Below are 25,282 nucleotides of genomic sequence, written 5' to 3'. Positions count from 1 at the left end.
CGTCGGCCGGTAACGCCCGACTCAGCATTCCAGCACTTCCGACCCACTATTGGTAACGGCACAGGGTTACTCAGGTTAATGGCAGAACTTGCCGTGAAACGCGACAGGTGCATGGAAGTTCCTCGCGTAACCAGTAAGATGACTTTGGTTGTACGGGTGTACAAACGAATCTCTTCAGTATTTGTTGGGGCGAACGATAATACAACAGTCTCCGAGCCGGTCTATCATGCGCCGGCCGAGCTGCTTGTTGCTGGACATGAAGGGCAACAGGCTCGGGATCGCGACCCCCAATGTTGCACTTCATCCGCTTGATCATCGGGGCGCCCAAGCACCGCAGCACGGGCGAGGGCGCATCGCAGCGCGATTGTGGAGATGGCTCGCTCGGTTCCGAAAATCGACGTTGCAGCTCGGCTGATAGCGCTTGGTCAGGCTCAACCTGAGATCATCCCCAACGAGCCGGCCTTCGCCGGCGGCGGCGTGCATCTCGTCGTCGTGCCTATCGACGCTTAGCCAACCGTAATTGGGCGTTTTGTACGGCTTCGGATCTACCATCCGGTGCGGGATGCTCCTATTCGAGAGCCGCCTTCCCCGAGCAGATGGACTTAAGACTGCGGGCGAACAATGAAACGCCCCCGAAGTAATTAGGGTATACTTCAACAAGCTTTTCAACCTTGTCCACTTCGACCAAGACAGCCGTCCAATCAAGTCCCCTCAGCGCGATTTTCACCTCAAGATCCTTTAACTTAAGCGCGCCCAGCATAATAGTTCTAAACGATTCGATGGTAACGTTGCGATCCACACTATATTGTATTAAATGGTGTCGAGCAGTTCCTATCGATTGTACGATGCTTCCTGAGCGGCTGCAAATATTCGCGATGTACTCCAGCATAGTTGTCGCACCTATACGCCTGTTGATATCTCGCAATTCCCGCACTCGGTCATCGTGATCCGGAACACCGACAGGAATGGGACACTGCTCAACCTGTGCGAATTCCGCCGACATGAGGTGGAAAAGGCGTAGCCAATCCTGCTCCCCGTTTCCGTGCTTTAAATCCTGGCGCCGGAATAGCCCGACGGCCTCAACTGCAGTTGCACATGAGTGCTGAAGTGTGGTCCGAACTTGCAATTCGATGCGTCGTCCCTGGAACGCCTCAGTCTCGGCAGTTCTGGGTCGGTACTGCAGAACAATATGGTGACTTCGATAGCCGTCCGGCTTCGGCTCATCGATATAGTTGAATTCCCGAGAGCGGATCTCATGGGGGAACTTTTCTCGCATCGATGCGAGAAGCAAGCGAACACTTTTGATGTCGGGCATGATCGCTCGGCAGCCGCCGACGTCGTTCATGGTGTCCAAATTGGTGGTGGACTCTCGAAGCTTCCGACAAATGGACGCCATACGTTTCGGACGCGATGCCATGTCGCCCTTCAATCGCAGGGCTTTCATGTGGTGACCGACAGAGAACCGAACGCTCCGCATCGGCAGAAAGTGCGAGTCGCGCCAGCTATTCGCGATTGAGAAGATTCGTAGCGTGTCCAGGTACTGGCCGGCAGTAGTGTCTTGTCCGAACTGCATAGGTTCTGCCAGCCGGTCGCCTGCCTTGCGAACGGCTTGCATGCTGTATTTAAGGCGCGGGTACTCAGTCATTGGACCGCAAAGTCAAGGTAGACCGCCTCATTCTGGATTGAGCGGAAACGACCGCAAGAAAGTCGGATCTCATGGATCGTATCGCTTTGGATGCGTCAAGTCGGTTCAGAGCGGGGGGGATCGAAGCCGCAAGACCTCGCCTCCTCGAGTGCGTCATCGGTGACTCACCGGCGCCTGCAACTTAAGCGCACGCAGCTTCGGAACCATGCCGTTCCCGTCGCGCACGAACAGCGCCTCTCGAGTGATTGGCGCAGGCGGCCTCTCGCCGGAGCCCCTCCCTACTCTTCTTGGCTCTGCAAGACCTTACGCCAAGCCGGACCGTCCATGGACCTGGCGCCCTTAGACGAGAGTCTCTTGGACGGGGCCCAGAAGCCTGATCACCCTCACAAAGCCCAATACCGCCGGCTGCTGGGAATGTTGACGCGTGCAAGCAGCCGATGGCCCCGTCCACGTTAATCAGAATGACCGCGATGGGCCTGCAATGGTGGAAGGCCATCGTGAGTCTTGGCTCGACGGCACAATAACCTGCGGCGTGCCGGGCAGCTCGATCTTCCTGCCGTGTGCGTGCCGCACACGTATTGCGCGGGGGGGCGCGGTCGTGACACGGGGCGGATTGGTGCCATTCTTCTCGGATGTCGCTGCCGGCAACCTCATGGTTGCCGCCGACATGCCGGCACTCTTCGAGCCGGGAATCTCTGCGGCCTTGAACTCGTCGACTCCCTGAAACGATTGAAACCTATTGCAAATGCCAGGATGGGTATTCTCGATTGTAGCCGGTTAACGTTCCCCTAGATCTGAGTTTCACTTTGTGGCGAACATCCCAGTGAAAGTATGCACCTTTGCGCTTGCCTGGAAGGCATCCTATTCTGGAGGAATAGCATCCGCTCATGGGCATAGAATGTCGGTACTGCCTTTCTTGAGAATTTACGCTCCGCTAAACGCGGTGCTGGCTGCGCCTGGGCTGCTGGCGGTGGCTGCGCTCACCATGCCGGGCATATCGGGACGAAGCAGGCTGGCTCTGGCTGCCGTGCTGGCGGTCGTTTGGGGCGCTTATTTCCTGCAGATGGCCGAGACGCTGCTCAAGCGCTGGGCGGGAGACCTTCGGGATAGAACGCCGGCAATCGCCATTGATATGATCGCGGTTTTGGTTCCATTCGCTGCATTTCTGCTCGAAGGCACGCCCGACCGGAGCCTCTACTGTGCAGTCTGGCTGCTCAAACCGCTACGCGACTCGACTTTCTTCCCGGTACTGGGCAGGGTGCTGTCTAACGAAGCGCGCAACCTGATCGGCGTCACCACGCTCTTCGGCGTCGTTCTGTTCGGTGTCGCGCTCGTGGCCTATGTCATTGAGCGCGACGTCCAACCTGAAAAGTTCGGCAGCATCCCTCAGGCAATGTGGTGGGCAGTGGCCACGCTGTCCACCACCGGTTATGGCGACGCCATTCCGCAAAGTTTCGCCGGCCGCGTCCTTGCTGGGGCGGTCATGATGTGTGGCATCGGCGTCTTCGCGCTCTGGGCCGGCATTCTTGCCTCCGGCTTCTATCAAGAAATCCGCCGCGAGGACTTCCTCCGCAATTGGCAATTGGTCGCCGCCGTGCCGTTATTTCAGAAACTCGGCCCGGCAGCGCTGGTCGAGATCGTTCGTGCGTTAAAGCCTCGTAGTTTGCCGGCCGGCGCCGTGATCTGCCGCAGGGGCGAGACCGGGGATCGGATGTTCTTTGTTGTGGAGGGGCGGGTGAGCGTCGTGATGGCGAACCCGGTGGAGCTTGGCCCTGGCGCCTTCTTCGGCGAGCTGGCGCTGATGACCGGCGAACGGCGTACGGCGACCGTCAGCGCCGCCACGGCCGTCTCACTCCTGTCGCTGCACGTGGCGGATTTCCAGATGCTATGCAGCAGCAGCCCGGAAATTGCGGAAATCATCCGCAAGACCGCGCGCGAGCGGCACGGCGCGGCACCGATGGCTTGATCGTACCAAGGTGTTCGTCAGGAGGAGGACGCGACTGCAAGGGCTGCCCCTGTCGAGAATTGGCTGGCGAATTATATGGGTGGCTCTATAGCTGCGGTGGTTTCTGGACGGCACGTGGAAGGTCCCAGAGGCACAGCCGCCGTGTCCGCTGCGGTGGGCAGTCAGTGAGACGACGGGCCGCGACCACCCGCTCGGGATCATGTCGCGTTGTGCAAGGTTCTCAACTGAACGACCGCCACCAAATGCGAGGCTAAACATCAGGAGCATGCTCCAGGGCCAGACGCGCGGCAGCAACAACATCCGCGAGCGTACCAGTTAGCAGAGTATCTATCGGCGAGTTCCCGCCAAGCTTGTCCGTCGGCGTCATCAACCATTTCCAGGCAAGCCGATGATCGCCAAACATCGCGATCAATTCGGCTATTCCATCTGCAGGGCGAGCATCGACAAACTGTTTCAATGGGAACACAAACCTGCTGCTTCCGGTTCTAAGTGCGATCACTTCATCGCGTTTCTGCCACCGAAAGAGCGTCGACCTCGGTATCCCAAAATGCCTTTCTATCACTGTTGGCCCAGCTACCGGCCCCGCCCAATCACTCGCCGCACCGAGAGGCGCTTGTGGGACCGCCAGTGGTGGTACCGCTTTGAAACGCTGCAGTCGTGGATCAAATCGGCCTTGTGCCTCTGACACTATATGGCCGATAAATATCTGAGCCAGGTTCTCAACATCATCCTCGATAGTTGGAAGGGCTCGCTGAACAGCCTGAGTTTGAACAGTGATTGATGAAGCTATATACCCTGCCAACTTCGCGGCAATTCTAAGGGCCGGCTGGCGGATTGTCGGATCGTGCTCAAGAAGAATTTTCGACACGGCGGCAGCCACGGCATTTTCGAGTCTCGGTCGGCTGGCCTGCTTAACGATGTTTCCGCCTCGTGAGAACCGCCGCCTGGTGGTCATGCAGATTACCTCTTCAAATGGTACTCAAGGTCGCGTGACCCCCGTTTAACCGAGGAGACATTGGACATCAGTGCGTTCCGGAGGTCATACAAGGCAAACACAATGCACAAATGGCACCGTTGCGTCCAGTGGAGATGATCTGGGTGTTGACGTTGCTTTAAGTATTGCTTGGCCTACATTGTTTTGACTGTTCGAGCACGCCGCTGGCGCTTTGCGCGCGACCCTGACGAGACCTTCGTCATGACCCGGTTTCGTTCTTGATCTCCTGCGCTGCCGGTGGCAGCCCTTCGAGCACGGTGACACAGCCATCGAGATTGTTAACGGACAGATGCGCATAGCGCATCGTCATAGAGAGCGTCTGATGACCCAGCCACATCTGCACACGCCTGATGTCGATGCCGCCTTGTACGAGGCGCGCAGCACAGGTGTGACGCAGGATGTGCGGTACGACCTGGTGGTCGGCGCCAAGTCCGACCTCGGCTTTCGCCTCGTTCCAGATGGCAGCGAACTGTGCCTGGCTCAATTTGGTGAACGGGCCTTTCGGCCGACGGCGTCCGTCCGGAGGCAGCCTGATCACCTCCTTGACCCGCTCGGTCATCGGGATTGTGCGGCTGCGGCCGGATATGATGGTCTGGAAACTGACGCGATGTTCCTTGATGTCGTTCCAGGTCAGCCCGAGCGCTTCGCCGAGACGGCAGCCGCTATCGACGAGGAAGACGGAAAGCCTGTAAGCGTCCTCGCTGCGGCTGTTGATGGCGGCGAAAAGCCGCGCCTCTTCATCCCTCTCGAGAAAACGAATCCGTCCCGCCCGCTGCTTCTGGCGGCGGAGCTCGTGAAAGCTCTGGAGATCTCCCATATTGTACGCCTCGCGGAACAGTGGTCGGGAGTTTAGGACCCACCAGAGGATTGAGCCTCCCCTAGCAGGGCAGCGCCTTCGGACACTCGGCCGCCTCTAGGTTGCGCTGCTGGATAAAGAAAAGCGCCGGCACAATCAACAAGGCCGTGTCATTATAGGGAGAAGGGTGAGCGCGCCGTGATTCCGTCGACCGATCGCCGGATTCGGCCGAGACAGGCGGTCGCGGCGGGCCCAATGGTTAACGAGAGCTTTCCAAGTGAGGCCAAATCGTGACGTTTCTGCAACACAGGTCGGGGATAGCGGCCGAACTGTCCCTTCGCCGGCACGATGGTGATTGAACGCCGCCGGCTCATGGGTAATGTCGAATTCGAAGGAGCGGCGCGGTGCGCATCTTTTTCGGTAGTGGGGATGGGGCAGGGAACGCTGTCCTTCAGCAAAGAATACCCAGACCCGTTTTTTAACTTTTGACTGGAGGTCAGAAAATGAACATTAAGAGCCTTCTCCTCGGCTCCGCTGCGGCCCTGATCGCAGTTTCCGGTGCGCGCGCCGCCGACGCCGTCGTCGTCGCCGAGCCGGAACCCGCTGAATACGTCAAGATTTGCGACGTCTACGGCGCTGGCTACTTCTACATCCCCGGCACCGAGACCTGCCTGCGCATCGGCGGCTACATCCGCTACGACATCGGCGTCGGCGACGTGGGTTCGTTCGACGGTGCGACAAGCGCCGATCACGAGGACGGCAGCAGCAACGACACCTTCTTCAAGCATGCCCGTTTCACGCTGAGAACCTGGACCGGTCAGGAAACCGAACTCGGCACGTTGAAGACCTATACCGAGACCCGCTTCAACTTCCAGAATAACAACCGTGATGCGGGCTTCGATCCGGATGGAGCCGGCCCGCTCACTAACTCGCTCAATCCTGCGGACAACGGCACCGTCTCGCTGAACTTCGCCTGGATCCAGCTCGGTGGTCTCCGCGTCGGTAAGGACGAATCGGCCTTCGATACGTTCATCGGCTACGCCGGCAACGTCATCCAGGATACGCTGGTTCCCTATGGCGGTTTCGACACCAACGTCGTGCAGTACTACTTCGACGCTGGCAATGGCTTCTCGGCCGTGGTTTCGCTCGAAGAAGGCTCCGGCTTCGATACGATCGACAGCTATGTTCCGCATGTCGTCGGTGGCGTGAAGTGGACGCAGGGCTGGGGCGCGGTTACTGGCGTCATCGCTTACGACAGCAACTATGAAGAAGTCTCCGGCAAAGTCCGTTTGGACGCCAACGTCAACGACGCTCTGTCGCTGTTCGTTATGGGCGGCTACGGCTCCGACGACAACCTAACCGACGGCACCTGGGCGTTCCCGGCTGGCGGTCGCGGCTTCTACAAACCGTGGAGCGGCAATTGGGCAGTCTGGGGCGGCGGTACCTACAAGTTCAACGAAAAGACCTCGTTCAACCTCCAGGCGTCGTATGACGAAGGCAAGAACATCGGCATCGCCGCGAACGTTGCCTATGACATTGTTCCCGGCTTCACGGTCACGGCCGAAGTCGACTACTCGCATCTCGGCGATGACTCCGTGTCGAACTGGACCGGTATTTCTGCTGGCGATGACGACGCAATCGGCGGCATGCTTCGCTTCCAGCGCTCGTTCTAAAAGGCGCTGCCTGATTGAAATCGAAAACCCGGCGGGCAACCGCCGGGTTTTTCATGTTGTCTGTATGGAACTTCGGACAGCCGATGGCATGGACGCCCGCCTGCTCTGCTGCCACGCTTGCAGCCGTGGAAGAACAATCCTCGCAGCGAAAGGAAAGAAGGAAGCCAAAACTGCTTGGCAACCGACGCGCGAAAACGGCGGAGACTCTGTGGCCGGGATAGCCCGCGGGACAGGTGAAGGAACGCGGCTTTAAGCCTGAGACCTATTAGACTGATCTAGTGCGGAAAGGGTATGCCGGCCGGATTGGGTGCAACCTAAGCTGCGCGCCAGCATCAGGCACCACCGGTTAAACCTCAGCAAGATCGCCCAAGGCTTCGATCAACGGCTGAATCTCGCTCTCGTAATTCTTCCAACGCTTGACGGACGACGTATAGATCGGCTGCCGGACCTGCCAATTGCTGTAGGTATTTTTCGGAGCCGCCCCTGTCAAAAAAGCGCAGGCATCGTCCCACGGCAATCCGAGATAATCTATGAGCCGGCGTGACTGCTCCTCCTGATTTTCGATCAGCGTCTCGCAGCGATTTTCGAGATACGACCCGGGAAAACCTTGTCCCAACGTCTCTGGATCATCGCGCAACCGAAGGATACGACCGTTGGGTGATCCAAGAAGATTGCCGGTCGAACGCATGACTCCAGCATGCTGATCGTCGGATTGTGACGCGCCAAAACTTGTGATCACCGTATCGTCTTGGCAGTGCGCAGGGGGCTAGATTACTACCGCATAGCGCGGAACGGAAATCCGATAAGGGGGTCGATCCGGAAGAATGGGCAAGTCGTGGGGCGACGCCAGCGCTCTGCGCAAAACGGCTATTGAGGCTGGATTCTCCAAGCCCCTTTTGCTAGCCAAACAGGATGAGCAACCGATTGCCGCCCGCATGGGCAAAGCACCTCAGGACCCCACCCTCGCCGAAGTCGGCATCACCGAAGGCTGCGTCATCCAAAGCGCAGTCCCACTGCAGCCACGCCGACGACTTGCTTTTACGGCAGGCGATCAAGTGGCAGCAGGCCGAACGTCTATCCGAGGCTGAGGAACTGTGCCACAGGGTCTTGGCTCGCACGCCCAACCATCCGCTGGCCCTGTATATCCTGGGAACGCTCGGGCTCGATTTCGATGACGAAAAGTCACTGCGGTATTTCGCTCGGGCGGTGGCAGAGGATCCGCAGAATCCTTACTACCATCTTAGCCTCGGCGAGACCTATTTGAAGGTCAGCGAATTTAGCCGGCGATCAAGCACTTCAGTACGCCCTTGACTTGAAGCCGGATCTGGTGGGGGCGCTTTGCGCCTTGGGCGATGCCTACAATGCTTTTGACAAGGGGGAGATGGCGCTGCCGTTCTTTGAGAAGGCGCTCAGGATCGACCGAAATCATCCCCGTAGCCTGGTTGGGGTTGCCCCGCGCGCTCGCAAGCCTCGGCCGTAGGGAGGAAGCCGCGGTTCATCTGAAAGAGGCAATAGAACGGCGCATCGCGGTACCTGCTGCCCACAATGCGCTTGTACGCACGCGCAATTCGCTGAAGAGCCGCCAGAACTCGGGGCAATCCTGACGGAGCTTCAAGACCCGGGCCATGGGCCGGAGGGAGCGGCAGCGCTCCATCACGCCGCGACGCCATCGACAATTGCATCTCCTGTTTCGTCCTGCAGTTCAATAAAGCTCAAAGCTACAGTGCCGATCTTGAGACGCTGGGGCTTTACTAAAGGGAGTATGATCGCTTGATGCGGGCCCACTGCGGCCCATTGATTGCCGGCACACTCAATATCGCCGCACGCCTGCAGTCACTGGCGGAAGCCGGGCGAGATTTGCATCTCGCAAGCGCTCTATTCCGCGCCAGGCGTGAGTGAGCCTTGCCGGGCTAGGCATTGTCACTTTTGATGCGCCTCTTCGAGGTTATAGAGGGCGACGGGCCTGTCTATCGCGTTGTGCGGGGATAGAGGCCCACGGTGATGCTTTTGGCAGCCCCGATGTGTATAGCCTGGGAAAGCTTTCCAGATTTCCATCCCATAGCCTCGGTCGCCGATGCGCAACGCGGCATACGCGTTCTGCTCTATCAGAAGCCCGGTGATACCCAGCGTCTTTGAATTGCGGATCACATGACTGATTTGCGCGACCACACCTACGCAATGGTCTAGCTTGAACGATGGCGTCTTGCGCCACAACATCCCCTTCTTCAACGTGGGAGCAATGGCGGGCATAGATGTTGTTGCTTGCCGATTTGACCGGAAGGCTAACAGCATGATCGGTCTCATCACTCGCCGATTGGGAACCAGGAACCTGGCGCGCCCGGCACAACCTCTCCGAACCATGGCGGCGTCCTTGTTGCCGGGCCGCTTATCTTTGGGATCGCCCTCTTATTGGCTGGTCCAGCGCAGGCGCCGGCGACCGTCCCGTGCGTAGCGGCAATCAAGGTGAGATTCAGCGTCGATCAGGATGAGACGCGAGCGACAATCTGGATGAGATTCCTATGTCGCGGTCGAGACGAAGTTATCATGCTGATTGTCGCTCGCGTCTCATCCTGATCGACGCGCTATAGTCCCGCCTGAAAGGCCAGACATCTATTCTAACTGCTCAACGATGCCTCAGTGAGGGCCTGGATGGCCGAACAGCGAAATTCAGGACGCCGGGTCAACGAGAGCGCCTGCCGAGGTAGGAGCTCTCCGGCAGACGCGTCGTCCGGCGCCGCGGCCGCACCAGGCCAAATGAATACGATGGCATCCTCGACGCTCGATATGATCAGGCATCATATCGGAAGAATCGTGCGAACTTTGCCCCTGCTGCCAGATCAGTTCGCGCGCGTTCGGGCAGAGACGATGGAGGATATGTCCAGCAAGGGATCTGCCGGCGTACTCTTGCTGATTGCGATGTTTATCGCTGCCGGCCTGGCGCTTACTTTGGCAACGTACAAGTTGACCCGTCCATTTCGTGATAATACCCGGCCTGACATTGTCGCCATTGAAGCGACCGATTTCTTCACAGATGTGAAGGGCGGCCGAAAATCGCATCCGGTGGCCGCGAGAATGCTGCCATCACAGCATCACCGATCATCTTTCGGATCTGAGCAGAAACATGTCACTGACAAAGGTTACCGTTCAACCGAGCACGGCCTCGACGGTGGCAACAAAGTCATCAAGCGAGCGATCCCCGCGGATCTCGATGCGCGGAAGGTCGATGGCGTCGCTATTAAGGTCCGCCGGTCCGTGTCTGCCGCCGAAGCCGATCCGATAGCCGCACTCCTTGGCGAGCCTGCCGAGCCGTCGGTCGGTGACAGAGAAGGGTGCCGCGAAGGCCCTGGTTGGCCGGCCGGTCCACCGTTCGACGAACATACGAGAGCGCAGGAGCTCGGCGGCCAATTCAGAGCTCGACAGACCATCGATGGCGCGATGCGTCGCCAGATGGCTTCCGAAGAACGCACCTTCGGCGGCGAGACGTCGCACCGTTCCCGCATCCATAAGCCGTGTCGGCGGACCGCTGACGGCGTCCCATTTTGCACTTTCCCCCACCAGGTCCGTCACTAGGAACACTTCCGCGGTCAGGTCGTGCGCACGCAAGATCGGCCAGGCATGGTCGGCAAAGTTCTGGAAGCCGTCATCGAAGGTGATGAGCACCGGGCGGCCGGCGAAAGGCTCATGGTTGGCGATGAACCACTCCAGTTGCTCGGACATGAGCGCGTGAAAGCCATTTGCGCGCAACCATGCCATCTGGCTTGCGAATGCAGCGGGCGTGAGCCGGAAACGGGCGAGCGCGGCCGGACCTTCATCGGCGACGCTGTGATACATGAGAACAGGGATCCGTTGCCGCCGCTCGCTACGAACGACGTCGCGGCGCAAGACCCGCGCCCCGCCCCAGACGATATTACGCGCGACCCCGATACCGATGGGTGCGCGGACCGGCACATGATCAATCACCGGCTCCGTCGCCATGTGGTCCGGCGACAGGCGGCGGAAGCGATCTATGCGATAGAGTTCGGTCTGGATCGATTGCGCAAGGACGATGCCTTCGGTCTCTGACAGGGTTTTCGAGATCGTTTGGGCACCGAATGTGTTCCAGTCGAAGCCCGTCATTTCAATATTGTCGCGTAGCACGAATGCGTGTGCGTTGATAAAACTCCCGCCGGGCGCCAGTGCCTCGACGAAGTTTTTGGCGATGCGCCGCAACACGGCGATATCATCCAGGTAGTAGAGAACTTCCGAACAGACGATCAGATCCATCTCACTGGGCAGCGTGTCCGCAAAAAAATCCAGTACGCCGAACTCGACATTCGGGTGGTCCGAGCAGCGCGCGCGTGCCCGCTCGATGGCTACGGCGGAAATGTCGGTCGCGGTCAACTGTCCCACTCGGGGCGCCAGTTGGCGCGTGAAATGGCCTTCCGCGCAGGCCAGCTCAAGCGCCCGTCCGATGGGACCTGCCGGCAGAATTTCGAGCTGCCGGTCATATTTTTCCTGTTCGTATGGCGAGCTGTAGTTCCAGGGATCCTCTGTCGCGAAATATTGGTTCCAGAACGACGTACGATCCTTATTGTGGCCACTCGAGGCCGGTGCACGGCGCGGCGCCGGATGCGGCTGCGTTGCTTCGGCGCTTGACCGAACCAGTTCCCGCGCTTCCGAGATCAATTGCGCGAGTTTGCCGAAGTGGCTGTCCGGATCAGGCCGGCGTTCCGCTGTGGTCGACAGTGCATCGGCTGCCAGCGTGCTTGATGTGTCGGCACCGTCGTCCTTTTGTGGTAGGAAATTCAGGATCAGTTCAATCCAATGGCGCCCTGTCACTTTCCCGAGTACGCCGAACTGTACGATAGCCCCGATCTGCCCATCCATCATCAGGTAGGCATAGATTTGATCGATTCCTTCCGGAAGCTCGGTCGAGGTTGGATTTCGAGCGTCGACGCGAATTCCGAAGGTGCGCGCCAGCCTGCGAGGAGCGGCAAGATCGTCGGCATCGAGCAGCATTTGCTCGAGATGATACTGGAGGCGACGACCCGCAACCGGGTCGCCCCAGACCTTGCCGAGTTCGATGATCAACTCGGTGATGGCGCCGCCGAACATGTCCCAGCGGGCAGCCATATGGGCTGGCACCGATAGGCTTCCTACCATCAGGCCGTCGAAGGTCACCTTGGCGATCTCGCGCGCCCACTTACGCCCTGCCGGGAGCGCGCGCAGGGATTGCGGCTTAATCGAGCCGCCGCCGCTGCCGCAATCCGACGCAGCGTTCCACAGGGCGAACCACGCCAGTGCTTCGGAAGCGGTGCGGCCGCCCACCGAGATCGTCCCATTGGCATGCGCCGGCGCAGGGTGCTTGACCCTGGGGTCGGTGGCAAAGCCGCGGGCGATAATGATTTCCGCGTCTGCCAGCGTCTGCCTCGAATTGCGGGTGAGCGCGTTGGGGCTGGTTCGATAGAAGGCGAGCGGCTCGTCGACCATCACCCAATTTTTGCCCAGACGCGCGACGCGCTGCCACAGATCCCAACCCTCGCAGGTGGAAAGAGACACGTCAAAACCGCCCAACTCCACAACTGTCGCGCGATCGATCAGCAGCGCGTGAGTGGCGATGGCACATCGGCGGGCGAACGTTTCGAAGGGCTGGCTTGCGACCTCGGGCGCGATGCTCGCCGGGGTGAGCACACCATCGGGCATGACGCGCCGCGAACCGCAATAAGCGGCCACTGCATCGGAAGCGGTTTCTAGTGCGGCCAGCATTTTCGTAAGGAAGCTGGCATCCACCCAGTCGTCGGCATCCAGGAACATCAGCCAGTGGCCGCGCGCCGCCGAAATCCCGTTGTTGCGTGCGCCGGCGGGGCTTTTCGCGCAAGAACTCAAGGTCCGAAATCGGGCATCTTGTTCCACATAAGCGGCGATGATCGCGGGGGTACGGTCCGTGGAGGCGTCGTCGACGATGATCACCTCCCAATCCGCGGTTTCCTGGTCGAGAAGGCAATCGAGTGCCCGCGTCAGCGTTACCTCCGCGTTGTGCGCAGGAACTACGATCGAGACCAACGGATTATACGCCACGTTGTCTCACCCGCGCCCGGTTCGTAACGGTAGAACAAGCTGCGTTGATCTTTGTCGGCGCAGGCCGGCACGATCGATGCCGATCCATTCGAGCCCAACGTCCGACCATGATTGTACCCAATATCCGGCAGGTCTGCCGGCGAATGCCGGCATGCATTGCGCCGATGTTTTGCTCGACACTGAACATCGGTACCACACCCTTGCGGCAGCATTATTCTGGATCATTGAGCTTTCGTTTTCTTCTGCAAGAGTGGCGAATGTCGAAACCCGATACCGGCATCGGATGGCAGCACCGCCCTGTCAAGATCGGGGCCAATTAGGGTAGCAAAAAAGACCTGAAGACAGGCTTGAATGGCAAGCACTCATGCCCAAGCCTTAGTGCTGCGCCGCCCGGCAACAAAAAGATGGTCGCGAGCGAAGACGCGAGGGAAAGCTGATCCTGATCGAATTAATCGGAACCGCAGCCGAAGGTCGAGCGCCGCAGTTGCTGATGATGGGTCCAAGGCACTCGATCTCGATGCCGCAGTGCTCCACAACGGCCGCCAATTTGCGCACAAGATTCCGCAAAAGGGCCTGTTCGCTGGCAGATTGTCGCGCTTGAGCAGCATGTCAAATTTACGCGTGAACCGGCTTAGGTGGAAAAGATTCCGGCTTGCGAGCCGGGTATTTTGCTGGCATCTTTACTAGTTGCTAAATTAGCACGCTGGTAGCTGTTTAAATGAAGGGTATAGGGATGGCCAAGGAATCTTCGAGTACCGCTTCTCCGGCAAATAAAGCGGACGGAAATCTGACAAGTAGTGCAGACGGTAACGGGCTCGCCTTCCTGGCGGGCCAGGCTCGCGAGAGTGGGACCCCCGGCGATGCTGTAGGTGTCGACAAGATTCGTGATCTGCTGTTCGGCAACCAGATGCAGGACTATGACCGCCGCTTTTCCAAGCTTGAAGAACGGGTCTTGCAGCGCTTCAAGGATGTCGAATCCGAGGCCAAGCGCAATCTTGAAATGTACGAGTCAAATGCGAAAAAGCAGATCGACTCTCTTGCGGCGCAATTGCGGAACGAAAAAGACGCGCGAGCCGACGCCGACAAGGAGATTGACCGGAATCTTCGCGAACAAAATCAAGCACTTGAAAAGCAGGTGCGTGCATTGTCTGATCAAGTGAACGAGCTTGAGCGCGAAATTGCCGACCGGATAAACCGAAACGATCATTTGCTGCGTGAGGAAATCAAGCAGAAGAATGAAGGCATTCAGATGCTGATGGAGAAAATGTTTTCCGATCTCGGTAACGTCAAGACCGACCGAAATCTTTTGGCCGGCCTGTTTGTCGAGGTTGCAAAATGTCTGAATCAGGATCCCGTCGGCAGCAAGAACAACTCGGACCGTAGCTGGAAAGTGAGTTGATCGGATTTGACGTCGACCGTCGACCCAATCAGCCTTCCGCAAAGAACAGCCTCGAACGATACAGAGATTGATCGCGAGGCTCTGGCCCGTCTTTTGGTCGAAATTGCCCGGAACGTTGATCCGGACTACCGTGTGCGTCTCGACGGAGTTCCATCCGCCGATCCTCGCATGGAAACGCTGCGCCAGTTGCTGGTCAGCCGCGAAATTTCAGAGCTTTCACGTGTTACGCACCTGCTCGACGAACCGGAGCAGCTTGCCGCAGCAGTGGGCGACGTGCTTCCCAGTGCGGCCGCACGAGCGCCTCATGCGCAACTCGGTGAGGCGCTTGCGCCGGCTGTCGAAAGGGCTGTGCAACGGTCGATCCAGAAGAGCCCGCGCACGCTGACGGATATATTATACCCTGTGTTTCTTCCAGCAATTCGGAAGTCAATCGGGGAAAAGATCGACCAGACGTTTCAGTCACTCAATGAAACCTTAAGACATATATTTACCTGGCATGGGCTAAAATGGAGGCTTGAGTCTTGGAGAACCGGAGCCAGCTTTTCGGAAGTTGTGTTGAAGCACTCTCTTCTCTATCATGTTGAACATGTCTTTCTTATTAACCGAACTTCTGGGCTCTTGATAGCGCATGTAGCAGCCGACAATGCGACGAGCGAAGATCCTCAACTGATATCTTCTATGCTGAGTGCAATCCAAGACTTTGTGAAGGACTCATTCAACGAGAAGGAGCAGAGCGGCCTGGACACTATTCGTTTTGGCGACCTTCGTCTCTGGTCGGAAGTAGGACCGTTCGCGACCCTGGTTTCGGTAATCCGAGGAAACCCCCCAGAAGGATTGCATGACATAGTTCGCGACGTGTTGCTCCGTGTCCATGAGGACTACTCGCAGGCTTTAAGGGAGTTTGACGGCGACGGGTCGCAGTTGGCCGGCATAGAGGCGCAGTTGCAGGCCTGCGTCGAGCTGAAGCAGGAGGAATCAAACCAGGGATTTCCGTGGCTGGTGCTGGGCCTGGGCCTGCTGCTGTTGGTTCTGGCAGGCGGTTGGTTCTTTCTTTCATGGCAATCCGGGCAGCGCTGGCAGGCTTATGTGTCGCGATTGGAGAGCCAGCCGGGCATCATCGTTGCCGAACAAAAGATACGCGATGGCCAATTCTATATTGCCGGCCTGCGAGACCCGCTTGCCGTCGACCCGCAAGTCCTGCTGTCGGGAACGCAGGTCGATCCCGGCAGGGTCCATTCGCAGTGGCAATTCTATCAGAGCCTTGAACCGGAGTTCGTGTTGAAGCGGCTGACGGCATCGCTGGCGCCGCCGGAGTCAGTTCGGCTTGCCATCGTCGAGGGGCGCATCGTTGCCGAGGGTGAGGCTCCCGACACTTGGATAGATCGGGCGCGCGCCGCCGCCCGACAGCTTTCGGCAGGTGGCCCGGTATTCGATATCTCGAGGGTCCGCGACGTAAGCCCCGAAGCACGCGAGGCAGAGCACTGGCAGGCTTATGTGTCGCGACTGGAGAGCCAGCCGGGCATCATCGTTGCCGAACAAAAGATAAGCGATGGCCAATTCTATATTGCCGGCCTGCGAGACCCGCTTGCCGTCGACCCGCAAGCCCTGCTGTCGGGAACGCAGGTCGATCCCGGCAGGGTCCATTCGCAGTGGCAATCCTATCAGAGCCTTGAACCGGAGTTCGTGTTGAAGCGGCTGACGGCTTCGCTGGCTCCACCAGCGTCAGTTCGGCTTGCCATCGTCGAGGGGCGCATCGTTGCCGAGGGTGAGGCTCCCGACACTTGGATAGATCGGGCGCGCGCCGCCGCCCGACAGCTTTCGGCAGGCGGCCCGGTATTCGATATCTCGAGGGTCCGCGATGTAAGCCCCGAAGCACGCGCGGCAGAGCACTGGCAGGCCTATGTGTCGCGACTGGAGACCCAGCCGGGCCTCATCGTTGCCGAACAAACGATACGCGATGGCCAATTCTATATTGCCGGCCTGCGGGACCCGCTTGCCGTCGACCCGCAAGCCCTGCTGTCGGGAACGCAGGTCGATCCCGGCAGGGTTCATTCGCAGTGGCAGTCCTATCAGAGCCTTGAACCGGAGTTCGTGTTGAAGCGGCTGACGGCGTCGCTGTATCCGCTGAAATCGGTTCGGCTTTCGATCGTCGATAGTCGCATCGTTGCCGAGGGTGAGGCTCCCGACACTTGGATAGCTCGGGCGCGCGCCGCGGCCCGACAGCTTTCAGTCGGCGGACCGGAATTCGACATCTCCAAGGTTCGTGATGTGAGCCCAGAAGCACTCGAGGCGGAGCACTGGCAGTATTATGTGTCGCGCCTTGAGTCCCAATCGGGAATCATCGTCGCTCAGCAAACGGTCAGGGGCGGCCAATTCTACATTTCCGGCCTGAGAGACCCGCTTGCCGCCGACCCGCAAGCTCTGCTGTCGGGAACGCAGGTTGATCCTGCCCGCGTTCATTCAAAGTGGCAATTCTTTCAGAGCCTTGATCCAACGTTCGTGGTGAAGCGGCTGACGGCGTCGCTGTCCCCGCCGAAATCGGTTCAGCTTTCGATCATCCAAGGTCGCATCCTAGTCGTCGGGGAGGCGCCTGCCGCGTGGATCAACCGGGCGCAGGCTGCCGCTGAACAGCTTTCGGCGGACGGAGTGGTTCTGGATGTCTCACAGCTGCGCGAGCTGAACCTTGCAGAACTTAATTATTTGAGAGAGGCCATTCAGACCACCGATATTTTCTTCTCTTCCGGCAAAGTTGTGCCCGGACCAGAGCAGCTGCCGGTTCTCGACAGGCTGGCGGATCAGATAAAGGAATTCGCCCAAAATGCCCGCAGGTCAGGGGTAGCAGCGCGTTTCATGTTGACCGGGCATTCGGACGCAACAGGCCGTGAGACGGCCAACGCGTCGATCAGTGCAGCCCGCGCCGAGACCGTTCGTGCGCTTCTCAACAAACGCGGCGTCGCTCCGGAACTGCTGCTGGTTCGGGGCGCGGGCACTTTTGAGCCGCTCGTGCCTGAAAATAGTCAAGCCGGGAGCTCCACCAATCGCCGGGTTTCGATTACGGTAAACCTGGACTAGGGGAGCCCAAGATGGTGCAAAAAAAGATCTGCATGCTGGGCGGGTTCGCTGTCGGAAAGACGAGCCTGGTTCGCAGGTTTGTGCAAAGCATCTTTTCAGAAACCTACCTGACCACGGTGGGAGTGAAAATCGACAAGAAGAATGTCGCCCTCCCGGATAAAACCGTCGATCTGATTTTGTGGGACTTGGCCGGCGAAGACGACATCGGCTCATTCCGCGTCAGCTATGTTCGAGGTGCAACCGGGCTTGTGCTAGTCGTCGATGGAACCCGCGCTGCGACGCTCGCGGTGGCGCTGACGCTGCGCGAACGGGCCGAGGCCGAATTCGGCGCAATGCCGTTCGTAGTGCTGATCAACAAATCCGACCTAGCCGATCGGTGGGCGATATCGGACGGTGATATCAACGAGCTTAGGCAGCGTGGATGGCAAATCTATCTAACGAGTGCGCTCTCGGGTGAGAATGTCGATGAAGCGTTCCGTCAACTTGCATTAATGGTAACCAATTAGACCATGCATGGTTTGCCAGAAGAAGTTAGCAGTTGGCTTTTCAATTTCTTCTATAACGTGAATTCTGTCGCATATCTGAAAATCGACACTCAGCTTTGCGTGGCTGCGAAGGGCGGTAATGTTGAGCATTACGGGCTCTCATCGCTTCGCATTGGCGAGCCTGTTGCCGAGCAGCTTGAATTCATGGAAGGTTTGCTGCCTTGCCCAGAGCTTGCGTTTCACATTGCCATGGTCGAACTGCCCAGCGGGCGCGTCGCAGACCTTCATTTTTTTGCTGACAATGCCTGCGTGTGGCTGCTCTTTCTTGACGCCACTGCCGAACGCGACAATAGGCAGCGGCTTCAACAAAAGGCTTATGAAATGACCCTCCTGCAAGAGAGGGAGCGTCAACTCAACAAGGAATTACAATCGACGAACGAGGCGTTGAGGAAGAGCCAGGAAGGATTGGCGCGTGAATACCATCGCGCCGAAACCCTGCTCCTTAACATACTCCCGGCGTCGATCGCGGAGCGGCTAAAGGCGCACAAAAAAATTGCTGACAACCACGCAGAAGTGAGTGTGCTTTTTGCCGACATAGTCGGTTTTACAGAACGAGCGCGGAGCGTCGGAGCCGTAACGACACTCGCAATTTTAAATTACTTCTTCAAGACGGCGGATCGGCTCTCGGAACGATACGGCTGCGAAAAGATCAAGACAATCGGCGATTGTGTGATGGTGGTCGCTGGCCTGCCCACCGCGCGAGCCGATCATGCGAAGGCACTCGCGCGCTATGCACTTCAGCTGCGTAAGGCGGTCAAGCGCGAACGCTTCGCAGGAGAACCGCTGAGACTCAGAATCGGAATTCACTCAGGGCCAATCGTCGCCGGCGTCATAGGCAAGAGGCGGTTCGCCTATGATTTGTGGGGCGAGACAGTTAATCTCGCCTCGCGTATTCAAACCTCCGCGGAGCCCGATGAAATCCGCATTTCGGATGCAACTCGCCAAATGCTTGGGCCAAATTTTGCTTGCGACCCACTCGAGGAAACGGAATTGCGTGGTACAGGTCGTGTGCGAATGTGGCGGCTCCCGGCCTGATTGCCGCGCAGCAGTGCCGATCCTGGGCCCAATCAAGCCCCAAGCTGTAACGCGAAGTTTTGACCCGATGGTGACCGCCGACGGTCTATTGGGCGACTTGGGACACGGCTGACATGAGCTCTTGCGGGTTTGGCGCCCCAAACATGTATCGCCCACCTTCTGGCACCTCCGTGAAGCTCCAGCGGACGATCCCTTGCCGGTCCAATAGGAACTGACCTATCAGTTGTCCGTGTCCCGTCGCCATCATCTGCTCGTCGGCTTCGGTCACTTCATAATTATCCCTCTTGTTGAGGATTTCGGTGGCCGCAAAAGGATCCATTGGACGGGGCAACTCGCTTGGCATGTCGACCAGCATGTCCTTTGCCGCTGCGATCGAGACCTTGTACGGCCAGTTCGTCTCGTTTTGGGTGAATTCGAGATTGGGCAGCCCAAAAGCACGATGGGAAGCGCGTTCAGGATCTGAGGCCGCAAGCAGAGTCGGCATCGGGTGGTAGCGGAAATACAGACGCGCCCGTTCGATAGGCGTGTTGACCACCGTCAGGCTCTCCACGCCCTTTTCGCGCAGCTCCGGATCAAGCCGCGCCTGAGCGGCGATATGGCGCCGGCAAAACGCACAATGCAGACCTCGAAACAGACCGACCAGCACCGGTTTTTGTCCGCGAAAGTCGTCAAGCGCGATCTTGCCATCCTGGGTAATGGCGTCGAGGACCAAGTTCGGCGCACGGTCGCCGGGTTGAAGCGGTACCAAGTCACTACGCGCGGACATTTCCAACCTCCAACCCCGGCTAATCGAGAAAGGGCAGCACCACAAGCGCTTCCGGGTCGAGCCCGTGCTGGGCGCATATACCCTGCGCCAAGGAAAAGTAGCATTCGGCCTCGGCAAGATTGTCGAAGTCGAGATTAAGCGTTGCCAGACCATCATAGCACGGAAACAGCAGTTGGGGTTCGCCCGTTTCGCGCGCTACCTCCAGTGCTTCGTGGAACAAGCCAACGGCCAGTTCCGGCCGGCCGTTGCACTGGTGGATTTGCCCAAGCACAATCAACGGCACCGGCAGGTGCTCTCGCTGGTCGAGTGCGCGGTCGATTTCGATGGCTTTCTCGGCAGCAGGCACGCCCTCTGTTGGACAGCGATCCGTGAAAGTACAACAAGCGACCGCCAGATTGGCGAGAAGGCGCGCCTGGAAGCCCAAATCCCCAATATGGCGCGCGACTTCAAGACCGCGTCGACAGACCTCCATCGCCCGTGCGGGATCGATGGTCGTGTAAAGCACACCTAGATTGGTATAGCCGCGACAGGCCGCGCCCAGCAGACCGGCGGCTTCGGCCAATTCAATGCTATGCTCGACCTGACGCACGGCTTCACGGTTTCGTCCAAGGCGAGCCAGTGCGACAGCCTTGGTATTGAGTGCCTCGGCGGTCACGAGAGTGGCATCATGCCCCACCTCGGAGACATGCCCCGTAGTCCGAGTGCGTACGCAATCCAACGCCGCATCTGCCCATTTTGCCGCGAGAGCGTGATCTCCGCTACGGAACGCCTGTCGGCCACGTTCTTGCCAGAGATGCGCCTGCTCGACCGGAGCATCGGCTCCATCGAGGAGCGCTGCCGCTTCAGCGTAGCGGAATTCTGCTTTTTCCCGCTTGCCGACGTCCCAGAGCAGCCGACCGATTTTACGCAGAACGCGCGCAGAGGCTACGCGATCAGCCGACTCACGGTATGCCTGCAAGGCCGCCTCGTAGTGATGCTGCGCGATCTCGCGGCGGCCCGCCGAGCCGCTCAAATCGGCAATGCGCTCGGCAATTGTAAGTTTGAGCGGTGTTTGCCCGGTCGCCTCCAACGCAGCCAGTGCTCGCTCGTAGAAACGAAGGGCGTCGTCGTTGGCGTATATCATGCGGGCGCGATCGCCGGCCGCCTGCAGGTAATGCGCGCCCTTCTCCCGCTCGGCGCTTTGTGCGAACTGGTGACCGAGCACGGTCAAGTCCTCGAGCCGTTCCGGATTATCGCCGCACAGTTGCTCCAAGGCGGCACCTATCCGCCCGTGGATTTCGGTCCGGCGTTGCCGGAGCAGATTCTGGTAGATCACGTCCTGCAGCAAGGTTTGCGTAAAGCGGTAGCTTTGCGACGAGACGGAGCCTGATCCGGCAACTTCCTCGATGATTTCCGCATCGCAAAGCAGTTCGCAGCCTGCTTCTAGCCTGGCGGGGTCGGCTGTCACGGTCTTCAGAAGGGTGGCATCGAAGCGCGCGCCGATTACCGCGGCTTCCTGGGCCAACCGGCGCACCTCTTGTGGCAGCCGGTCGACGCGAGCAAGCAACATTGCCTGGATAGTGGCGGGAATGTCGGTTGCGACTTCGCCTGCTACGGTCCGCCATTGCTGCCCCTCGCGCACCAGTACACCGCGATCAAAAAGGCCGCGAACAATCTCCTCGACAAAAAGAGGGTTGCCACCCGCTCGGTCGAGGATCTGATCGACCAGCCCTGCTGCGGAGCTTACCCAGCTCTCGCCGAAAAGCCCCGCCAGCAGGCTGCGTCCTTCATCGTTGTTGAGCGGTGAAAGCCTGAGCGCCGTGTGACTGACCCGACTTGAGTCGAGCTGGCCGCTCTCCGGTGCCGAGCGATGCGTGACCAGCACCATTAACCGCATGCGTTCCAACCTGTCCATCACGAAACGTAGTGCCTCGAGCGAAACGGCGTCGGCCCAGTGCAGGTCTTCGACGACAATCAACAGCGGCGACAACGCAAGCCGCCGTTCGATGATTGTTCGGACCGCGTAGAAAATTTGCCGCCGGAGCTGCTCGGGTTCGACGTGCTGCAAGGTGGCATCCGGGTCGCCAAGCCCAACCACATGGTAGAGCAAAGGCATCAGCCGCTTCGCCTCCTCGCCCTGCAGGCCGAGATCGGCAAGCAAGCCTGAGAGCTTCCCCCGCATATCGTCCCCATCGTCGTTTTTCATCATCCCGGCAGCACTGCGCACCACTGCGCCCAAGGCGCCAAATGATTGTTCGCCCAGTGGTGAGCACGTGGTCTGTCGCACGGCGACGTTGCGAAAACGGTCCTCGTCGCCGACACGGGCGACGAACTCCTTCACGAGCCGCGATTTCCCGATGCCGGCTTCTCCGACGAGGCGGACAAGTTGGGCCGTGCCGCCGCAAGCCCGGTCAAGGCTCGCCAGCATTCTGTTGAGCTCCGCAGCACGACCTATCATCGGCGCGCTGAGGCCGAGCGCCTCGAGCCCACGCGCTGCACGCGGCACCGCAAGCGGTGCATCCAATCGATGGACGAGCACACTGCCAGCCTTGCCGCGAAGCACGACATCACCCATCGACTCGTAAGAGAAGGCATGCCGGGTCAGCCTGTGAGTGAGTTCGCCTACCAGCACTTCACCCGGTGCGGCCTGCGATTGCAGGCGTTGTGCTGTATTCACGGTGTCGCCGGTCACCGAATAGGATTTGGCGGTGCCGATGCCTAATCGTCCAGTAACGACGGGGCCAGTGTTTATGCCAATATGAAGCAATAGAGGCGAGCCGGAGTGAGGGGTGCTTTCGCCGAGCCGCGCCGTCCGGGCGATCATGTCGAGAGCGGCGCGAAGCGCACGCTCCGGATCGTCCTCATGCGCGACCGGTGCACCGAACAAAGCGAGCAGTGCATCGCCGATGAATTTGTCGACGAAACCACCAAAATTTCGCACCGCCGCCGTCAATTCCTTGAACAGCTCGTTCTGCAGGGTTTGCATGACCTCGGGGTCCAGCTGCTCGCTGAGTGTCGTGAAGCCGCAAAGGTCGGCAAAGAGGACGGTTACCGTACGGCGATCGGCGTCAGAGATGGGCTGCAGCCCTTCGTCGTTATCAATGTTCGGAAGCAGCGACGGAGTTCGAGAGGGCGGCACAATGGTTCGGCTTGGTGTTGGAGCAAGCCGTTCGACGGCTTTTGCGGGCACACCGACGCTTGCCCCACATTTTGGACAGAACCCGAAATCAGATGCGCAGGGATAACCGCAACTGGCGCATGGCACGGGCTGGCGCTTGCCACACCTCGGACAGAAAGCGTAACCGCCCTCAACCTCGAAACCGCAGCCTGCGCAGTCCATCGAGCCAGACCTCACTAGGGGCCGTGACGGCGTGTTCTCCCTACGCATTTCCCGGCCGGTGTATTCACAAGCATGAACCCATAGCCGTCGATGGGCAAGCGGCAGCGCAAATGGGCATCGGGCGATCGGGTGGGCCTGTAACAGCGCGCAGCCAATTCGGTTCTGCGTGGCTGTCGGTTGCGAAAGTTCCCTCTTGGTTCGGTCTTCCTGCTATCGTGAAGATAAGGAGACGCACCCTTGAGCGAGAATCGTAAGCTAGCCGCAATTCTAGCAGCGGATGTGGTCGGATATAGCCGGCTCGCGAGCGCGGACGAAGATCGTACATTGGCGAGGTTGCGGGCACTGCGCAGCGACCTGATCGATCCGATCATCGCAGTGCACCACGGCCGGGTGATTAAGCGCACTGGCGATGGGGCGCTGGTCGAGTTCCGCAGTGTGGTGGATGCCGTGCGATGCGCCATAGAGGTTCAGAATGGAATGGTTGAGCGCAATGCCGGCGTGCCGCAAGACCGCCGTATCGAGTTCAGGATCGGCATCCATCTGGGAGATGTGGTCGAAGAAAGCGACGGCGACCTGATGGGCGACGGCGTCAACATCGCTTCGCGTTTGGAGGGACTCGCGGCAGCCGGCGCCATCTGCCTGTCCGAGGATGCCTATCGCCAGGTCAAGGCCAGGCTCGACCTCTCCGTCAGCGATCTCGGCAGCACACAGCTCAAGAACATTGCCGAGCCGATCCGGGTCTATTCGCTCCAAGTTGGCAGCGCCGGGACTGCCATCCCGGAAAGCGCAACTAGCCGGCCGGCTACGGCAGTGCCGCCGAAGCTGTCGGTCGCCGTGCTGCCGTTCGTCAACATGAGCGGTGACGCCGAACAGGATTACTTCGCCGACGGCATCTCCGAGGATATCATCACGGCCCTGTCCAAACTGTCGCAGCTCTTCGTCATCGCACGCAATTCGTCGTTCACCTTTAAGGGCCAGAACGTCCGTGTGCAGGAGGTGGGCACGAAACTCGGCGTGCGGTACGTTCTTGAGGGTAGCGTACGCAAGTCGGGGAACCGGGTGCGCATCACCGCGCAGCTCATCGACGCAACCTCGGGCGGCCATCTTTGGGCGGAGCGGTTCGATCGCGACCTGACCGACATATTCGCCGTGCAGGACGACGTGACGCAACAGATCGTCGGCGCGCTGGCGCTTAATCTGACCGCGGGTGATCGGCAGCGGCTGGCGAACGAGTACCCGCGCAATACGGAGGCGTATGACTATTTCCTGCGGGGCAGGGAGCTGTGGCACCGGCTGACGAGGGAGACGAACGTCGCGGCTCGCGACCTCTTGCAACGTGCCATCGAACTGGACCCGACATTTGCCTCTGCCCACGCATTCCTGGCCCTTACCCACGGCATCGATTACCTGAACCGGTGGGGTGCGTCGCCCGCGGAATCGATGGCGCAAGCGGAAGAGGCCGCAACGCGAGCGGTAATGCTGGACGGCAGCGATCCCTGGGCGCACTGGGCGCTTGCTATTGTCAAGCTGTACACAGGGCGACACGACGGGGCCATCGACGAGGCCGAGCGCGCGCTAGTCCTCAATCCGAACTTCGCCGAAGCGCACGTTGCCCTCGGCGAGGCGTTGTACTATTCGGGCAGATCCGAAGACGCTCTCGAGAGTTTTGCCCGGGGGAAGACCTTGAATCCATATTTCCCGGATGTGCTTCTCCACTTTCAAGCTTTGGCCTTGTTTCAACTTGGAAGGTACGAAGAGGCCGCTGACCTGTTGATGCAACGGATGGCTCGCAACGCTGTCACCGACGTCTCGCGGGCGCTTCTGGCCGCCAGCTACGGCCATCTGGGCCGTTTCGCCGAGGCCCAGGCGGCATGGCAGGAGGTGCTTCGCGTCAATCCTGACTATTCGCTGGAATACCGTCGTAAAGTCTTGCCCTACAAGAACCCTGGCGATTTCCAACTCATGGTGGAGGGGCTCCGCAAGGCCGGTATAGAGCAATGACAGGTGAGGCCATG

15 protein-coding genes and 1 pseudogene are annotated in these 25,282 nt (G+C 59.3%); 8 read left to right on the top strand and 8 right to left on the bottom strand.

From position 1 onward, the window contains the following. The first annotated feature begins 372 nt into the window (after window positions 1-372). Window positions 373-510 (top strand): hypothetical protein, encoded by a 138-nt coding sequence (locus A9K65_RS36400; RefSeq protein WP_245322219.1) that lies wholly within the window; start codon window positions 373-375, stop codon window positions 508-510. 58 nt (window positions 511-568) lie between these two features. On the opposite strand, the gene A9K65_RS34055 is transcribed toward A9K65_RS36400, so the two are convergent. Further along, window positions 569-1,645 (bottom strand): RelA/SpoT domain-containing protein, encoded by a 1,077-nt coding sequence (locus A9K65_RS34055; protein WP_064994958.1) that lies wholly within the window; start codon window positions 1,643-1,645, stop codon window positions 569-571. 898 nt (window positions 1,646-2,543) lie between these two features. Between A9K65_RS34055 and A9K65_RS34045 the strand changes: the two genes are divergently transcribed. Continuing rightward, a complete protein-coding gene (locus A9K65_RS34045; protein ID WP_064994956.1) occupies window positions 2,544-3,611 on the top strand; it encodes a cyclic nucleotide-gated ion channel in 1,068 nt (355 codons plus the stop codon). A gap of 250 nt (window positions 3,612-3,861) precedes the next feature. On the opposite strand, the gene A9K65_RS34040 is transcribed toward A9K65_RS34045, so the two are convergent. Both A9K65_RS34040 and A9K65_RS34035 read right to left on the bottom strand, forming a co-directional pair. Then, window positions 3,862-4,566: an antitoxin Xre/MbcA/ParS toxin-binding domain-containing protein gene (locus A9K65_RS34040; RefSeq protein WP_084016118.1), complete on the bottom strand. Its 705-nt coding sequence runs from the start codon at window positions 4,564-4,566 to the stop codon at window positions 3,862-3,864. 238 nt (window positions 4,567-4,804) lie between these two features. Next, window positions 4,805-5,443 (bottom strand): annotated as a pseudogene (locus A9K65_RS34035) (site-specific integrase); the annotation flags it as partial. 461 nt (window positions 5,444-5,904) lie between these two features. On the opposite strand from A9K65_RS34035, the gene A9K65_RS34030 reads away from it, so the two are divergent. Further along, a complete protein-coding gene (locus A9K65_RS34030) occupies window positions 5,905-7,074 on the top strand; it encodes a porin (protein WP_086081405.1) in 1,170 nt (389 codons plus the stop codon). Window positions 7,075-7,420: 346 nt separating this feature from the next. Here A9K65_RS34030 and A9K65_RS34025 read toward each other — a convergent pair whose 3' ends face one another. The 3 genes from A9K65_RS34025 to A9K65_RS34005 all read right to left on the bottom strand — a co-directional run bounded on the left by A9K65_RS34025 (window position 7,421) and on the right by A9K65_RS34005 (window position 13,131). Then, entirely contained in the window at window positions 7,421-7,762 is a 342-nt protein-coding gene (locus A9K65_RS34025; RefSeq protein ID WP_064995294.1) for a hypothetical protein, read from the bottom strand. 1,232 nt (window positions 7,763-8,994) lie between these two features. Further along, complete coding sequence (locus A9K65_RS34015; RefSeq protein WP_157678611.1) at window positions 8,995-9,366, bottom strand: hypothetical protein; 372 nt, start codon at window positions 9,364-9,366, stop codon at window positions 8,995-8,997. A gap of 852 nt (window positions 9,367-10,218) precedes the next feature. After that, window positions 10,219-13,131 carry a glycosyltransferase gene (locus A9K65_RS34005; protein ID WP_064995291.1) on the bottom strand — a complete coding sequence of 971 codons (2,913 nt, stop codon included), beginning with the start codon at window positions 13,129-13,131 and terminating at the stop codon, window positions 10,219-10,221. Between the two features lie 733 nt (window positions 13,132-13,864). On the opposite strand from A9K65_RS34005, the gene A9K65_RS34000 reads away from it, so the two are divergent. The 4 genes from A9K65_RS34000 to A9K65_RS33985 are packed head-to-tail and all read left to right on the top strand — an operon-like array spanning window position 13,865 to window position 19,182. Then, a complete protein-coding gene (locus tag A9K65_RS34000; protein ID WP_064995290.1) occupies window positions 13,865-14,530 on the top strand; it encodes a hypothetical protein in 666 nt (221 codons plus the stop codon). 6 nt (window positions 14,531-14,536) lie between these two features. Next, complete coding sequence (locus A9K65_RS33995) at window positions 14,537-17,602, top strand: OmpA family protein (protein ID WP_086081403.1); 3,066 nt, start codon at window positions 14,537-14,539, stop codon at window positions 17,600-17,602. An 11-nt stretch (window positions 17,603-17,613) separates the two neighbouring features. Then, window positions 17,614-18,108 carry a Rab family GTPase gene (locus A9K65_RS33990; RefSeq protein ID WP_064994083.1) on the top strand — a complete coding sequence of 165 codons (495 nt, stop codon included), beginning with the start codon at window positions 17,614-17,616 and terminating at the stop codon, window positions 18,106-18,108. Window positions 18,109-18,111: 3 nt separating this feature from the next. Further along, window positions 18,112-19,182 carry an adenylate/guanylate cyclase domain-containing protein gene (locus A9K65_RS33985; protein WP_064994084.1) on the top strand — a complete coding sequence of 357 codons (1,071 nt, stop codon included), beginning with the start codon at window positions 18,112-18,114 and terminating at the stop codon, window positions 19,180-19,182. An 85-nt stretch (window positions 19,183-19,267) separates the two neighbouring features. On the opposite strand, the gene A9K65_RS33980 is transcribed toward A9K65_RS33985, so the two are convergent. Continuing rightward, on the bottom strand, window positions 19,268-19,948 hold the full coding sequence (locus A9K65_RS33980) for a redoxin domain-containing protein (RefSeq protein ID WP_064994085.1): 681 nt from the start codon (window positions 19,946-19,948) through the stop codon (window positions 19,268-19,270). Between the two features lie 19 nt (window positions 19,949-19,967). Further along, on the bottom strand, window positions 19,968-23,267 hold the full coding sequence (locus A9K65_RS33975) for an adenylate/guanylate cyclase domain-containing protein (RefSeq protein WP_064994086.1): 3,300 nt from the start codon (window positions 23,265-23,267) through the stop codon (window positions 19,968-19,970). Between the two features lie 237 nt (window positions 23,268-23,504). Between A9K65_RS33975 and A9K65_RS33970 the strand changes: the two genes are divergently transcribed. Beyond that, a complete protein-coding gene (locus tag A9K65_RS33970; RefSeq protein ID WP_064994087.1) occupies window positions 23,505-25,268 on the top strand; it encodes an adenylate/guanylate cyclase domain-containing protein in 1,764 nt (587 codons plus the stop codon). The last annotated feature ends 14 nt before the right edge of the window (window positions 25,269-25,282 follow it).

Source organism: Mesorhizobium sp. WSM1497, assembly GCF_001672455.2.
Taxonomy (GTDB): Bacteria; Pseudomonadota; Alphaproteobacteria; order Rhizobiales; family Rhizobiaceae; genus Mesorhizobium; species Mesorhizobium ciceri.
Note: the sequence above shows the minus strand (reverse complement) of the source record. Positions and strands in the feature narration are given on the sequence as shown.